This is a genomic window from Flavobacterium aquaticum, assembly GCF_003259835.1.
Taxonomy (GTDB): domain Bacteria; phylum Bacteroidota; class Bacteroidia; order Flavobacteriales; family Flavobacteriaceae; genus Flavobacterium; species Flavobacterium aquaticum.
The window spans coordinates 1-15543 of the sequence record NZ_QLMI01000001.1; the positions used below are offsets into that span (position 1 = coordinate 1).

The 15543-nt window shown below is 32.2% G+C and carries 17 protein-coding genes; 8 read left to right on the forward strand and 9 right to left on the reverse strand.

Annotation, left to right across the window (positions count from 1 at the left end):
- Positions 1-261 (forward strand): T9SS type B sorting domain-containing protein (locus B0I03_RS00005; RefSeq protein WP_146603236.1); only part of this gene is annotated, 261 nt, incomplete at its 5' end.
- 100 nt (positions 262-361) lie between these two features.
- Here the strand turns inward: B0I03_RS00005 and B0I03_RS00010 are convergent.
- On the reverse strand, positions 362-1558 hold the full coding sequence (locus B0I03_RS00010) for a pyridoxal phosphate-dependent aminotransferase (protein ID WP_111565450.1): 1197 nt from the start codon (positions 1556-1558) through the stop codon (positions 362-364).
- A gap of 125 nt (positions 1559-1683) precedes the next feature.
- Between B0I03_RS00010 and B0I03_RS00015 the strand changes: the two genes are divergently transcribed.
- On the forward strand, positions 1684-2991 hold the full coding sequence (locus B0I03_RS00015) for an aspartyl protease family protein (RefSeq protein ID WP_111565451.1): 1308 nt from the start codon (positions 1684-1686) through the stop codon (positions 2989-2991).
- Positions 2992-3022: 31 nt separating this feature from the next.
- On the opposite strand, the gene B0I03_RS00020 is transcribed toward B0I03_RS00015, so the two are convergent.
- On the reverse strand, positions 3023-3448 hold the full coding sequence (locus B0I03_RS00020) for a DUF1573 domain-containing protein (RefSeq protein ID WP_181452307.1): 426 nt from the start codon (positions 3446-3448) through the stop codon (positions 3023-3025).
- A gap of 197 nt (positions 3449-3645) precedes the next feature.
- On the opposite strand from B0I03_RS00020, the gene B0I03_RS00025 reads away from it, so the two are divergent.
- Positions 3646-6276: a valine--tRNA ligase gene (locus B0I03_RS00025; RefSeq protein ID WP_181452328.1), complete on the forward strand. Its 2631-nt coding sequence runs from the start codon at positions 3646-3648 to the stop codon at positions 6274-6276.
- A gap of 236 nt (positions 6277-6512) precedes the next feature.
- On the opposite strand, the gene B0I03_RS00030 is transcribed toward B0I03_RS00025, so the two are convergent.
- The 5 genes from B0I03_RS00030 to B0I03_RS00050 all read right to left on the reverse strand — a co-directional run bounded on the left by B0I03_RS00030 (position 6513) and on the right by B0I03_RS00050 (position 10109).
- Positions 6513-7976, reverse strand: a complete 1464-nt coding sequence (locus B0I03_RS00030) for a caspase family protein (protein ID WP_111565453.1) — start codon at positions 7974-7976, stop codon at positions 6513-6515.
- Positions 7977-8190: 214 nt separating this feature from the next.
- A complete protein-coding gene (locus tag B0I03_RS00035) occupies positions 8191-8505 on the reverse strand; it encodes an HPF/RaiA family ribosome-associated protein (protein WP_111565454.1) in 315 nt (104 codons plus the stop codon).
- A gap of 86 nt (positions 8506-8591) precedes the next feature.
- On the reverse strand, positions 8592-8798 hold the full coding sequence (locus B0I03_RS00040) for a helix-turn-helix domain-containing protein (protein WP_111565455.1): 207 nt from the start codon (positions 8796-8798) through the stop codon (positions 8592-8594).
- 3 nt (positions 8799-8801) lie between these two features.
- Positions 8802-9356 (reverse strand): DUF2975 domain-containing protein, encoded by a 555-nt coding sequence (locus B0I03_RS00045; protein ID WP_111565456.1) that lies wholly within the window; start codon positions 9354-9356, stop codon positions 8802-8804.
- A 174-nt stretch (positions 9357-9530) separates the two neighbouring features.
- Positions 9531-10109 (reverse strand): cytochrome b/b6 domain-containing protein, encoded by a 579-nt coding sequence (locus B0I03_RS00050; RefSeq protein ID WP_111565457.1) that lies wholly within the window; start codon positions 10107-10109, stop codon positions 9531-9533.
- A gap of 188 nt (positions 10110-10297) precedes the next feature.
- Here B0I03_RS00050 and B0I03_RS00055 point away from each other — a divergent pair, with 188 nt between their 5' ends.
- From B0I03_RS00055 to B0I03_RS00065, 3 genes are read left to right on the forward strand one after another with little or no spacing between them, the layout of a single operon-like run.
- Entirely contained in the window at positions 10298-10870 is a 573-nt protein-coding gene (locus B0I03_RS00055) for a hypothetical protein (protein ID WP_111565458.1), read from the forward strand.
- A gap of 1 nt (position 10871) precedes the next feature.
- Positions 10872-11273 carry a hypothetical protein gene (locus tag B0I03_RS00060; protein ID WP_111565459.1) on the forward strand — a complete coding sequence of 134 codons (402 nt, stop codon included), beginning with the start codon at positions 10872-10874 and terminating at the stop codon, positions 11271-11273.
- 24 nt (positions 11274-11297) lie between these two features.
- Positions 11298-11777: a hypothetical protein gene (locus tag B0I03_RS00065; protein WP_111565460.1), complete on the forward strand. Its 480-nt coding sequence runs from the start codon at positions 11298-11300 to the stop codon at positions 11775-11777.
- A gap of 30 nt (positions 11778-11807) precedes the next feature.
- Here the strand turns inward: B0I03_RS00065 and B0I03_RS00070 are convergent, their stop codons facing one another.
- Entirely contained in the window at positions 11808-13205 is a 1398-nt protein-coding gene (locus tag B0I03_RS00070) for an FAD-binding oxidoreductase (RefSeq protein WP_111565461.1), read from the reverse strand.
- Positions 13206-13382: 177 nt separating this feature from the next.
- Complete coding sequence (locus tag B0I03_RS00075) at positions 13383-14294, reverse strand: AEC family transporter (RefSeq protein WP_111565462.1); 912 nt, start codon at positions 14292-14294, stop codon at positions 13383-13385.
- Between the two features lie 115 nt (positions 14295-14409).
- On the opposite strand from B0I03_RS00075, the gene B0I03_RS00080 reads away from it, so the two are divergent.
- The gene (locus B0I03_RS00080) at positions 14410-14817 is read left to right on the forward strand and encodes an RrF2 family transcriptional regulator (RefSeq protein ID WP_111565463.1); all 408 of its coding nucleotides are present in this window, start codon (positions 14410-14412) and stop codon (positions 14815-14817) included.
- 54 nt (positions 14818-14871) lie between these two features.
- Positions 14872-15519 (forward strand): NAD(P)-dependent oxidoreductase, encoded by a 648-nt coding sequence (locus B0I03_RS00085; RefSeq protein ID WP_111565464.1) that lies wholly within the window; start codon positions 14872-14874, stop codon positions 15517-15519.
- Positions 15520-15543: the final 24 nt, after the last annotated feature.

Sequence of the window (15543 nt, forward strand, 5' to 3'; positions counted from 1 at the left end):
CCAAATTACTTTACACCAAACGGAGATGGCATCAACGATACGTGGAATATTAGTGGATTAAATCAAGCAGATGCTAAGTTGTACATTTTTGACCGTTATGGTAAATTGTTAAAACAACTAAGCGCAACAGACGACAGTAATGGTTGGGACGGAACGTACAATCAAGAACTACTTCCATCAACAGATTACTGGTTCTCGTTAGATTACACAGAAAATGGGGTCGCTAAACAATTTAAAGCGCATTTTTCACTAATCAGATAAATAATGAAAGCATAAAAACAATAAAAGCAATCCTAGGATTGCTTTTATTGTTTGAAAAAGAAAGAGCCCGCTTATAACTAGCGGGCTCTTTTTATGTCATTTATTTTTTATTATTGTAGACAGCAATAGCTTCTTTTAAAATTTGAACAGATTTAATTAAATCTTCTTTCTTTAAAACGTAGGCAATACGAACTTCGTCTAAACCAACATTAGGGGTTGAGTAGAATCCTGCAGCTGGAGCAACCATTACAGTTTCTCCATTTAAGTCGTAAGATTCTAATAACCATTGAGCAAATTTATCAGCATTGTCAATTGGTAATTTAGCAATACAATAGAAAGCGCCTTTTGGAGTAGCTACTTTCACACCGTCAATTTTATTTAATTCGGTAATTAATGTATCTCTACGATCTTTGTATTCTGAAATAACATCATCAAAATAACTTTGAGGAGTTTCTAAAGCAGCTTCACTAGCAATTTGGGCATAAGTTGGTGGACTCAAACGAGCTTGTGCAAATTTCATAGCGGTTGCCATTACTGCTGCATTTTTTGAAACAATACAACCAATACGAGCTCCACACATACTGTAACGTTTAGAAACAGAGTCAATCATGATAGCGTGTTCTTCTAATCCAGGAACATTCATTACTGAAAAATGTTCGTCTCCATCATAAATAAACTCACGATATACTTCATCTGCAATTAAAAATAAATCATGTTTTTTAACAATTTCAGCAAGTTTTAAAATTTCTTCTTGAGAATATAAATAACCAGTTGGATTACCAGGGTTGCAAATTAAAATTGCTTTTGTTTTTGAGGTAATTAATTTTTCAAAAGCTTCAATTGGAGGTAAAGCAAATCCGGTTTCAATTCCTGAAATTACAGGAACTACATTAACACCAGAAGCAGTAGAAAAACCATTATAATTTGCATAAAAAGGTTCTGGTATAATAATTTCATCACCTGCATCCATTGTGCTTCCCATAGCAAAAAGTAATGCTTCTGAGCCACCAGTAGTAATAATAATGTCTTGAGTATCTATTGGTAATCCGTGATTTTTATAATATTGAGAAAGCTTGGTTCTGTAACTTTCAAAACCTGCTGAATGACTATATTCTAGCACGCTGATGTCTGCATTTTTTACAGCTTGTAAAGCCACATCGGGAGTTTTAATATCAGGTTGCCCAATATTTAAATGATATACTTTATGACCTTTTTTCTTAGCAATTTCTGCATATGGAACCAATTTTCTAATTGGCGATTCTGGCATTTGTTGCCCTTTTACGGAAACTTTTGGCATGACTTGTTTTTTAAAGATGTGCAAAATTGCGACTTTTTTTTGTGATATTATTAAAACTACACATTAAAAAATGTTAAATCAATTAATTTGTATTTATGTTTTTCTTATCTTAGAATAAAAATTTTATGACAAAAATATTCTTCTTAAGAATACTTATTTTATATACTGCAACTTTTTTTGCACAAGATTCTATTATTTGGAACTCAAAAAAAGATAAAATAAAAATTCCTTTTGAACTTTCTCATAACCTTATTATAATTGATGTTGTTTTTAATGGAGTTAAACTAAAAATGATTGCAGATACAGGTGCAGAGAAAAATATTTTGTTTGCTTTTCCAGAAAAAGATTCAATAACATTACACAAGGCTTCTAAAATGAAAGTTAGCGGTGTAGGTACTGGATCAGCAATTGAAGCCTATATTTCGAATTCAAACAAACTAGAAATTAATAATTATACGGATTTTAATTTTCAAATCTTATTAATCCCAAATCAAGAAATTAATATTGTAAATAAGTTAGGTATTCCTATTAATGGTGTATTAGGAAGTAGTTTTTTTAAGTCATTTATTACCGAAATTAACTATGAGAAAAAAATACTTTTTCTGCATAAAAAATTACCAAAAAATAGTAGTTCCTACAACAAGACAAATGTATTAATCAGTAATAATAAAGCGTACATTAATGTTGATGCTTACATAAACGATACTTTTTTAAAATTAAAACTTTTATACGACACAGGATTAAGCGATGGTTTGTGGTTGTTTAAAGATGAAAAAATAATTATAAACAACAAAAGTATTAATGATATTTTAGGAAGAGGTTTGTCTGGTGATATTACTGGAGAAAGATCTAGAGTTGATAAAGTTGTTTTTGATAATTTTGAAATGAAAGAAGTTTTGGTTGCTTATCCTGATTCTTCTTCTTTTAAACAAATTGAAATAATTAAAGGTCGAAATGGTTCACTAGGAGGAGAAGTTACAAAAAGATTTAATTGGATTTTAGATTACAAAAGCAATACATTTTACTTCAAGAAGAATAATTTATTTTATGAACCATTTAATTTTAATATGTCAGGAATCGAAGTACAACATTCGGGCATGCAATTAATAAAAGAAGAATTAGACTATAGCGCTGCAACAAGTAAAATTGCACTTGTTAAAAATGAAAACAATTTTAATTTCTCTCAAGATTTTAGATATCAGCTTAAGCCAGTTTTTGAAATTTATGCCGTTCGTAAAGATTCCCCAGCAGATAAAATTGGTATTAAAGTAGGAGATGTTTTAAAAAAAATTAATGGAGTTGCGAGTTATAATTTAAGTATACAAAGAATTACAGATATTTTTCAATCCGAAGAAGGTAAACAAATTACAATTGTGGTAGATAGAAAAGGTGAAATTTTAACTTTCAAATTCAACCTCGAAAAAATACTATAAAAAAAGTCCCAATTTAATTGGGACTTTTTATTTATGAATTTGGAAACGTTTTCTTTTTCACTAACGGACTAACTTCTTCCTTAACAATCACCGTTCCTTTAATTCGCAACGGAACCATACCATTTGGTTTGTTCACCGCATTACTTTCAATAGTAATCGTTTTACTAATCGGACCCGGATTCATGTTGTACTGAACTTTAATTTGTCCTTTACTATTTGGAGCAATTGGTTCTTTTGGCCATTCAGGAACCGTACAACCACAACTCGATTTTGCATTTTTAATAATTAACGGAGCATCACCAGTATTTGTAAATTCAAAAACTCTTATTCCATTATCTTTTCCTTTTTCCACTTCTCCGTAGTTTATGGTTTCTTCTTTAAACTCAATCTTTGGACCAGTTTGAGCAAATGATGCCATTCCAACGAATACAGTTAAATAAACAAGTAATTTTTTCATCATCTTATAAATTAATAGGTTGTTGTAAAATTAATTAAATAAAAGCAACCAACAAACTACTCCTAACATTTTTTTTATTTTCGGTATATAGTTACTTTTGCAGTTAGTAATGCAAAAAACATACCAAAGTGAGTTTTGGAATGTTAAAACGAACGATTCAATCGTTCAATGATTCAACAATTAAACAAGAAAAAAATATAATGATTCCTGCACAATTCAACGCTAAAGAAGTAGAACAAAAGTGGTACGACTACTGGATGAAAAACGATTATTTTACATCCAAACCCGACCACAGAACGCCGTACACCATTGTAATTCCGCCACCAAACGTAACGGGAGTCTTACACATGGGACACATGTTGAATAACACCATTCAAGATGTATTAATTCGTCGTGCGCGTTTAAAAGGGTTCAACGCTTGTTGGGTGCCAGGAACTGACCATGCCTCAATTGCAACAGAAGCGAAAGTAGTAGCTAAGTTAAAAGAAGAAGGCATCAATAAAAACGATTTAACGCGCGAAGAATTCCTAAAACACGCTTGGGAATGGACCGATAAATACGGTGGAACCATCTTAGAGCAATTAAAACAATTAGGTTGTTCTTGCGATTGGAGTCGTACTAAATTTACGATGGATGACGATATGTCGGCATCGGTAATTCACTCATTTGTAGATTTATACAACAAAGGTTTGATTTATCGCGGTTACCGAATGGTAAACTGGGATCCAGAAGCAAAAACTACCTTATCTGACGAAGAAGTAATCTTTGAAGAACGTCAAGGAAAATTATATTTCATCAAATACAAAATTGAAGGTTCGGAAGATTTCTTAACTGTTGCAACGACTCGTCCAGAAACGATTTTTGGAGATACTGCAATTTGTATCAATCCAAATGACGAACGTTTTTCGCATTTAAAAGGGAAAAAAGCAATTGTACCTATTTGCGGTAGAGTTATTCCAATTATCGAAGACGAATATGTAGATGTAGAATTCGGTACTGGTTGTTTAAAAGTAACGCCTGCTCACGATACTAACGATAAAGTTTTAGGTGATAAACACAATTTAGAAATTATCGATATTTTCAACGAAGATGCTTCTTTGAATTCTTTCGGATTACATTATCAAGGAAAAGACAGATTTATAGTTCGTGAAGAAATTTCGAAAGAATTAGAAACTATCGGAGCGTTAGCAAAAACCGAAACACATTTAAATAAAGTAGGAACTTCTGAAAGAACCAAAGCGGTAATCGAACCAAGATTATCAGACCAATGGTTCTTAAGCATGGAAGAATTAGTAAAACCTGCTATCAAAGCCGTTTTAGAATCTGATGAAATTAAATTATATCCAAGTCGTTTCAATAATACTTACGCGCATTGGTTAAACAATATTCGCGATTGGAATATTTCGCGTCAATTGTGGTGGGGACAACAAATTCCGGCTTACTATTTTGGTGACGGAAAAGAAGATTTTGTAGTAGCTGAAAACATCGAAAAAGCAGTTGAGCTTGCGAAAGTAAGAACAGGAAATGCACAGCTTCAAGCTTCTGACTTAAAACAAGACGCTGACGCATTAGACACTTGGTTCTCTTCATGGTTGTGGCCAATGGCGGTTTTCGGTGGTGTTTTAAATCCACAAAGCGAAGATTTTAAATACTATTATCCTACCAATGATTTAGTTACGGGACCCGATATTTTATTCTTCTGGGTAGCGCGTATGATTATTGCAGGTTACGAATATGCTGGCGAAAAACCATTTTCAAACGTATATTTAACAGGATTAGTTCGTGATAAACAAGGTCGTAAAATGTCGAAATCTTTAGGGAATTCGCCGGAACCGCTTGGACTAATTGAAAAATTTGGTGCAGATGGAGTTCGTGTGGGATTGTTATTGAGTGCTTCGGCAGGAAATGACATTTTATTTGACGAGGAATTATGCAACCAAGGAAAAGGTTTCTCTAATAAAATTTGGAATGCTTTCAAACTTATCAAAGGTTGGGAAGTAGCAGATATTGCACAACCAGAATCATCTAAAGTAGCGATTGAATGGTACGAAGCGAAATTGCAACAAACCTTAGCCGAAATCGAAGATAATTTTGATAAATACCGTTTATCAGATGCGTTAATGGCAATTTACAAATTGGTTTGGGACGATTTTTGTTCGTGGTTCTTAGAAATGATTAAACCAGGTTACCAACAACCAATCGACCGCGCTACGTTTGAAAAAGCAATTGAAATGTTAGAAAACAACTTGAAATTGTTGCATCCGTTCATGCCGTTTTTAACAGAGGAAATTTGGCAACACATTACCGAAAGAACGCCAGAACAAGCGTTAATCGTTTCAGAATGGCCAAAAGCGAAAGCGTTTGACGCAAAATTAATTGCTGATTTTGATTTCGCAACGGAAGTTATTTCTGGAATTAGAACGATTCGTAAAGACAAAAATATTCCGTTTAAAGATGCGATGGAATTAAAAGTTGTGAACAACGAAAAAGCGTCAACGTATTTTGATTCTGTAATTCAGAAGTTAGGAAATGTTACGACTTTAGAATACGTTTCTGATAAAGTAGATGGCGCGTTATCGTATCGTGTGAAATCGAATGAATATTTTATTCCAATTACAGGAAACATCGATGTAGAAGCAGAAATTGCAAAATTAACCGAAGAGTTAAATTACACAAAAGGTTTCTTACGCTCGGTACAAGGGAAATTGTCTAACGAGAAATTCGTAACCGGTGCACCGGAACAAGTAATTGCCAACGAACGCAAAAAAGAAGCCGACGCTTTAGCAAAAATTGCAACTTTAGAACAAAGTTTAGCGAGTTTGAAATAAATTTTATACAAACCTGTCAGGTTTTAAATAGTAAATCCCGAGTGTGAGCTTGGGATTTTTTTTATACTTTCAAATTGAGGGCAGCCATAAACAGCTTTTTAGGTTTTGATTTTAACGTTCAGCCGCTTTTCGTCAGTGGCGGCAAGCTTAACGGTCAGGTGTAAAGATATGTAAATTTCCGGCGCTAGATTTTCCGGCTAAGGGAAATCGAAACCAGCCATTGCGACAAACGGTTGTTATAAGCCGTTTTTATAATTGTTTTTAATCCAGTTTAAGAATTCTATTTCAATTTCTTTTAACGTAATAATATTGTCTAAATCATTTTGATGACCATTTCCCACCAAATCAATTTCATATTTATATACTCTTATTAATAATTCTTTTAATTGTAATTCTTTTATTTTTAAAAATTCACTTTTTGACGTTGATTTCATTTTAACAAAATAACTAACAAGTTCAATAATGTTTTCTGTATATAATTTTATGAATGTGTCCTTAGCATCTCGAAATATTATATGTTCAGGTCTGTCTTTATTTTGGACATAATGTATAGCCGCTAATTTTCTCAAATTTTGTGATTTTTGAAAACTTAATTTGCCTTCCTTATCTGTAAAATCAGCTTTTAATTTTTCATATTTTTCTTTTGCTTGAATCTTCTTTTCTGCTCTTTCCTTTTCGTAATTTTCTATTTCAGAGTCGAGTTTTTCCGCTTTTTGAATCTCCTCTGGTGTAAATTCATTTATATTAATTAGGTCATCAATATATTTTGGTATTTTGTTATATACATATTCCTCAAGTTCTTTCTCTTTGTATCTCAGAGCTGCAGCTTCTTCATATTTTTGTTTTTTTACCAATGCGAGTTTTTCTTCTCTTATTGGTTTTAAGGTATCAATAATTTTGACATCTTCTGGTGAGAGTTCGATGAATAAGTTATTTAGTTTATTTTTTAAGAAAGTATTCTTATTGTCAATAACTTCTTTATTACTTTCTTCTTTTAATTTTAAAATAAAAGAACCACCATCATGACCAACATCATTTAACGCACCACACATGGGAGTTTGACTTCTACTCTCTGTGAAATTCATTAAGAGATTATTAGCTAGAATGCTGAAAGGTAATTCCTCAGAAGTGTTTTCCTCTAATAGTTTAACAAGAGTCTCAGCAAATGGACTTAAATGACCTTTTTTTCCATCACTAACGTTTTCCATTCCACCTGAAGTTAGTGCATACCTAGATTTTTTTGTATTAAACGCATCAATACCACCGCCTCTTATTTTGTCTTTAAAGATTGCGCCTGAAAAGCAAGAATCTGAAATTATACTTATATGAAATGCTTTTGAAGCTCTTATAAAGTCTAGTAGGTCATTAATGTTAAACCATGAAGATGAATCTTCTGGGTCAGAATCGGAAGTCTGCCAGTAAGATGTTTGAAGCTTTTCGTTATATACACCATGACCCGCATAAATTAAAAGTATGCTTTCATCTTCTAAAGTATTAATAAAATACTCATTCAATTTATTATATAATGCTTTTCTAGTAGTATTTTTTTTATCAGTAATTAATTCAACATCGTCAAAAGTATATTTATTTGAGAGTAATCCAATAATTGTGTTTACATCTTGCTTACAATTTTCAATTTTGTCTAATACAGGATTATCATAATCATTTATTGCTATTCCAATAATCTTATTTATTTTCATTTAAGCATGGTTTTAAAATGGCTTATAGCTTGCTTATACATATGACAAAGTCATACATAATTCTCCAATTTTGGGTGTATTTGTTTGACAAACATCAATATTATATTTTCCCAAAAATAATAAAAAATTCTTACAAATTAACAAACTCTATATTAGTTTACAACAACTTATAAACAAAAAAAAATCCCGAGCCTAAACTCGGGATTTCTCATTTTTAATGTTCTTTTATTTTTTCTACCGTCGTATCTAAAACACGTTGCATTTTTTCTAAAGCTTCATAAAACGCTTTTTCTGGGCTATCGGCTGTTGCGGTAACAGCTATGGGTTGTTTTTTTTCTACTCGGGCTTCAATAACACATTTTTTATCGTTTGGAGTGGATTTATTTCCATTTTCGTCAGAGACGTGTACTTCAATTCGGGTTACGATTTCGTCAAATCTTGCTAATTCATTTTTAATTTCGTTACTAAAGAATTCTGAAAAACGGCTTCCGCCTTCAATGTTTTTGTCGGTGTGAATTTGAACTAACATAGTTATAAGGATTATAATTAATAATACCTAAAGTTACGAATATTCGCTCAAATTTCCAACTTCCTAAAAGTTAAAAAAGCTATAAATTAATCTTGCGTATATTCTAAAATATCGCCCGGCTGACAATCCAACACTTTGCAAATAGCTTCCAGCGTACTGAAACGTATGGCTTTTGCCTTTCCGGTTTTTAAAATAGATAAATTAGCCAACGTAATATCCACCTTTTCCGAAAGTTCGTTGAGCGACATTTTGCGTTTCGCCATCATCACATCTAAGTTTACTACTATTGCCATAATTTACACTGTTAATTCGTTTTCTTCCTGAAGTTCGATACCGCGTTTGAAAATTTGAGCAATCACCAAAAGGGTAATTCCCATAAACAACCAAACATCGCCCCCCGCAATTTTTAAATGCTGAATCGATGGAATAGAAACGCCTTGTTGCACCATTTTCTCAGAAAAATTGGTTCCCCAAATAGCAAAAAACGCAATTCCTAACGTTAAATACGCCACGCTAAAAATAAAACGATTGACATCTTTATTAAAGGGTTGGGCCAAATTAAGTTTTTTATCGTGAATGATTTTGATAATCAAATAAAACAGTATGGCTTTTAAAACCGCCACAATACTCATTAACGAAGTTAACGTCACAAAATGACTTTGGTTAAATTGATACAACGACGACAAATCGATATGGTTCCAAAAATACGATGAACCTATCGGATTAATGAACAAAGTAAAAAAGGTGTTTACAAGAAATCCACCGGCATCAATACCAAGTCCAATAAAGATAATCCAAGCCAATACATACAATACATTTAGCATCTGTTGTGCACTAATTTTAATTTCCATAAGAGTAAATATTAAAAGTTAACGATGCAAATGTCAATAAAAATTTATTGAAAAACAATAAATATTTAATTTTTTTTGATAAATAATCGAAAAGTGTTATTGTTGTTGAGATTGGGAAATAAAAAAACTCCCAAAGTTGAATTTGGGAGTTTTAAAATTATATCAAAGTAGTTATTATTCTTTCTTGCTACCGCTAATTATTCTAGAAACCAATCCTTTGTCAGAAGTTAATTCGGCAATTAAAATTCCACCAAAATGCAAAATCATGAATCCTAATAAATAATACAACGAAAGCTCGTGAATTTCTTCCATTGGTTTTTTGTATTCTTTTGGTCCGAATTCAATAATTAAACCTGTGATTAATGAAATCGCAGTACAAACATAAAACACTAAATACACCCAGAATTGAAATTTGGTTTTCGTATCCAATCCCGCTTTAAAAGGAGAAGAGAATTTCATTTCGCCAAAAAACGGCACTGCTAAGCGAATACAATACAAACCAGTTAAGACATAACCAATGTAAATATGCCAATCCCACATAGGTTTTCTGATTTTTTTAGCTAATAAAATGGCATCATCTTCTGGTAAAGCCGGATAGCCTTTATCTGCTAAAAACGCTTGAATAATTTCGGCTACATGATTTTTCTCCATCCAAGTTTTGCGAAGAAAAATGGTAATCAATAAGAAGATAAACGAAAAGGCAATCAGCCAATGTAATATTCTATATACTTTTGAATAGTTTCGAGTTTCCATAATGTTTGATTTTATGTTACTCAAATGTAAGAATAAGATCCAAGAAAAAGATTAAGATAAGATTAATAATTTCTCTGATTTATTTAATAGGTGTTCCCCAAAAATCTGTTTTATCTGCGTTCCAATAAAGTGAAACGCTAAATATTCGATTAAAGTAATTATCTTTGATAAAATTAAAATCACTCAAAATGAAAACCAAAATTCTATTCTTCGCATTCTTTCTTTTTCAAACCATCACTATTTTAGCACAAGACATGGCTTCATTAAGAACCGAAGCTTTAAAATCATATAAAGCGAGCGTGAATATGAATTTTGATGCTATTTTTGAAACTACTTATCCAAAAGTATTTGATATTGTTTCGCAAGATCAAATGAAAGCAATGTTTGGACAAATGATGGAAAACGAACAATTTTCAATAAAGTTAGTTGAGGTAGAGCCAAATTTTTCATTTGGAGAAATCAAGAAAATTGAAGGAAAAACGTTTTGTTTTATTGATCATAACAATGTAATGTCAATGAAATTTAAAGAACCAATGGAAGATGCCGAATCGATGGTGGAAATTTTTAAATCTTCAATGAGTGCTGAAAAAGTGACTTATGATAAATTAACTAATTCGTTCCGTATCGAAATGCGTTCTACTTTAATTGCAGTTGCGGATGATTTGACAAAAAATCAATGGAAGTTTTTAAATAAAGACAAAGAGAATAAGATGTTTTCGATGTTGTTTGATGAGAAAATTGTAAAAGCATTAGGATTGTAATATGAACGAAAATAACATCACTTACACCGAATTTTTCAACCAAGTTAGAGCGAGTATCGCTGATGGAACATTTGCTAAATTAACCCTAGCAAAAACCGTTGGAAAACCCGAATTACAAAACATTTACGTGAAAACTATCGTTGAAGACAACATCTTAAAATTGTCAATGACGTATAAAATTTACACTACCGAAAAGCAAGAATTGGTAAAAATCTGCAAATTAGATGATTTAGAAGCTGAGTTAATTCCGCACATAAACAACCCGTTTTTGTCTGCATTGTTGTTTACAACCGAAGCCGATATTACCATGAAATTAAACAAAAAACGAGTGGCAAGTATTATTGAACAACCACCAACGTTTAAAAATGCGGATGCGAATTTATTGGAGTTTTTGAATAGATAATTATAGTTAAATAATAGAATTCTTATGAAGTGTTATTCTATAATTTTATTGTTGTTTTGTTCTTTTTTTTCTCATGGGCAAGTAAATTCTGCAAATATTAAAATTGATAGCATTACTTCGTTACAACTTGTTAGAGAAAAATTTAATCCTGAAATAAATAAACTCGAGATAAAGAACGGTTTTGTTTTAGGAATTAATGATTCTCCTTTATTCGGTTCTGATGGTGAAATTCCAAAATATAAATTGATTAAAGCTACACTTAAAATTAAAGATAAAAGTTATAATTTACAAGTTGACAATATGTATAATCCTTGGACAGGAGATCAATTAAATGTTAATTTTTTTAAAATAATTCATAGTGGAGAAAATCATCATCTTCTCAAATGTATCTTTTCTGATGGAGCAGGAACTTATGCTGCACAATGGTTAATTGAATGGAATTCAAGCATTAGAGATATTATTACAAAAGATGAATTAATTATTGAATCATATTTTCAAAAATAAGAGAAATTCTGTGTCAATATTCTTTATAATCTATTCCCCATCCGGAAAAATTTTCCCAGGATTCAACACATTATTGGGGTCAAAAATCGCTTTGATGCGTTCCATTAATTCCAAATGTACTTTTGAAAAGGCAATATCCATGTAGTTTTTTTGTACTAAACCAATACCGTGTTCGCCAGAAAGTGTTCCTTTTAAACCAACCGTCAATTCAAAAATCTCGCGAATACCTTTTGGAACTTCAGTTTTCCAATTGTCATCGCTCATGTTACCTTTGATGATGTTAACGTGTAAATTACCATCGCCCGCATGGCCATAACACACGGATTGAAACCCATATTTTGCTCCAATTTCTTTGATACCTTTTAATAGTTTTGGTAATTCATATCTTGGTACAACCGTATCTTCTTCTTTATAAATCGAATTCGCTTTTACTGCTTCTGCCACAGAACGACGCATTTTCCAAAGTGCATTTTTTTGTTCTTCGGTATCAGCAAACAAAACTTCGTCGATTTCAAATTGTTCTACGACTGCTAAAATTTGTTCAGCTTCTTGCATCAAAATTTCTGGGTAATTTCCATCTACTTCAATCAACAAATGCGCTTGAACGATCTCTTTTACTTTCACATTTAAACCATCGACAAATTTCAATGTCCAATCAATCGCATCGCGCTCCATAAACTCTAAAGCACTTGGTACAATTCCAGCTCTAAAAATTGCTGAAACTGCTTCACAAGCTTGTTCTGCTTTATAAAACGGAACCAAAAGCAATACGTTATGTTTGTTTTGAGGTAATAATTTCAATACAATTTTAGTTACGATGCCCAAAGTTCCTTCGCTACCCACCATCAATTGGGTAATGTTGTAACCAGTCGAATTTTTCAAGGTATTCGCACCTGTCCAAATGATATCGCCTGTTGGTAAAACTACTTCTAAATTTAAGACATAATCTTTGGTAACACCATATTTCAAAGCTCTCGCACCACCCGAATTTTCTGCAATATTTCCACCAATAAAACAACTTCCCATGCTACTTGGATCTACAGGATAAAACAAGCCTTTTTCAGCAACAGCTTCACGTAAAACTTGTGTAATTACGCCAGGTTCGGTAGTAACTTGTAAATTTTGCTCGTCAATTTGAATAATTTGATTAAATCGCTCCATCGAAATCGCAATACCACCATAAATCGATAAAGCACCACCACTCAAACCAGTACGCGCACCTATCGGAGTTGTCGGAATTTTATAAGTGTTGGAAACTTTTAAAATTTGCGCCACTTCTTCCGTATTGGAAGGCTTCACCACAACATGAGGCGGAAAACTCAAATCTTCCGTTTCATCGTGACCATACGTTTTTCGAGTAGCCTCATCAGTAAAAATATAAGCCGAACCTACAATGTTTTCAAGCGCAAGTAATATTTCTGGATTCATAGTGTAAAATTGATGTGTAAAGATAATAAATGTGTGTTGTTTTTAACACATAGACACATAGGAAATTAAACATATAAGTCATATAAGTAGGTTAATTTTATACGATTTTTTACTATGTAAACTATGAAAAGTGAAACGACTAATTAAACGCAAAGCAACACTAATGTGACTATGTGTTTAAAATATTTTCAGTATCCAATACCAAATAGCCACTGTCAACAACGACAACGGAATTCCAATCCCAATCATCATACTGCTTAATTTCGGTTTTAATCCGTAGTTAGAGGCCAAAATTGCTCCTGTAATCATTGGTGCCATGGCAGATTCCATGATAGAAACATCAATTTCTAAACCTTTTCCGTTTAACAAGATTTTGTATAGCAGGAAGAAAAAAGCGGGCATCAAGATCAATTTGAAAAGTAATCCCAAAGTTAGAAAACGCCAATGTTTACTTCGTGTATCGATTTTCAATTGCAGTCCAACGGCTACCAAAGCAACAGGTGTTACCGTATTTCCAATTCGTAAAAATGAGTTTTGTAATGCTTCTGGAAACTCTAATGAAAATATAGTACAAAATAAAGCAATCGTAAAAGCGATAAAAGGAGGGAATTTTACAATTTTCAGTAAGATTTCAGAAGTACTTAAATTGCCTCTTGAAAAACTAGCTGCGACTAATATTCCTAATGTAGTTACGACTACGAATGAACCGGGTTGGTCAACGATAATGGCGGTTTTCAATCCTTCGGCTCCATACAAAGCTTCGATGATGGGAAATCCTACGAATGAAGTATTGCTCAATCCGCCAGTTAAAATCAAACAGCCAATTAGCTTTTTCGACCATTTGAAATAGGTTCCCAAAGCATAGAAAAACACAAACGATAATCCGAAACCTAACCATGCAATTCCGAGAGGATAAAGCAAAGCCAATGAAATAGTGATTTTCGGAATATAATACAACGCCAAAGCCGGAAGCGAAACGTAAATTACATATTGATTCAAACTTTGATAGGCGTTTTTAGGAAATTGTGGTACTTTTTGAAGCGCAACGCCTAAAATCAAACATAAAAATAAAAGAATGATGTTTTCCATGTATTTTAAATTGACTGTAAAAATACCACTATAAAATAAGGTTTTAAATTTTTAACGCTTTTTTAATGTTTGGTATTAATTTTTGTTTTAAATTTGTAACATAATTTATTACAGTATGATTTCGGGTAAGTTTGCTATTTCAATTCACATTTTAACGTTATTGGCTAAGTTTCCGGATGAATATTTATCATCTGAATTTATTGCCAGCAGCATTAATTTGAATCCAGTTTTAGTAAGAAAGGAAATTGCTAATTTAAAAAAGAACCAAATTGTAATGAGTAAAGAGGGTAAAAATGGAGGAACTAAATTAAATATCTCACCATCAAAAGTGACCTTAAAACAGATTTTTGAGTCAACTTTTGAAGAAATTAGTTTGGGGTTTTCTAAAAATGAACCTAATCCGAAATGTCCTGTTGGAAAAGAAATTAATCAAAATTTAAGTGCGCTTTATACTACGCTAAATGATTCGGTTATGAAGCAACTTGAAGCCACAACATTAGAAGAATTTGCTAATAAATTTTAGCTATTTTTTTATTTTAAACTGTAACATTTTTTATTACTATTAAATATTTATATTATGAAAATTGTACTTATTGGAGCTACTGGATTTGTAGGCTCAAACATTTTAAACGAATTAGCAAACCGTAATCATGAAATTACAGCAATTGCAAGAAATTCTAAGGCGACAGAATTACCAAACGTAACCTTTGTAAAAACTGACATTTTTAATGTTGAAGAATTGTCAGAAGTTGTAAAAAATCACGATGTTGTGGTTAGTGCCTACAATCCAGGTTGGACGAATCCTAATATTTATGATGACTTTATTGCAGGTTCAAAAGCAATTCTAGAAGCTGTAAAAAAATCAGGTGTTACACGTTTCATCACAATTGGTGGTGCAGGAAGTTTATTTGTAGCGCCTAATCTTCAAGCAGTTGATACACCTGATTTTCCAAAAGAAATTTACCCAGGCGCTTCTGCAGCAAGAGATTTTCTAAATCTAATTAAAGAAGAAAAAGAATTGGATTGGGCATTTTTTAGTCCTGCTTTCGAAATGCATCAAGGAATTACGATAGGAAGAACAGGGAAGTATCGTTTGGGATTAGAAAATCCAGTTTTTGATGAAAATCAGAGAAGTATTTTATCGGGAGAAGATTTAGCTGTAGTAATTGCAGACGAAGTGGAACATCCAAAACATCATCAAATACGATTTACTGCAGCCTATTAATTTTGAACTTTGTAAAGAAACAGT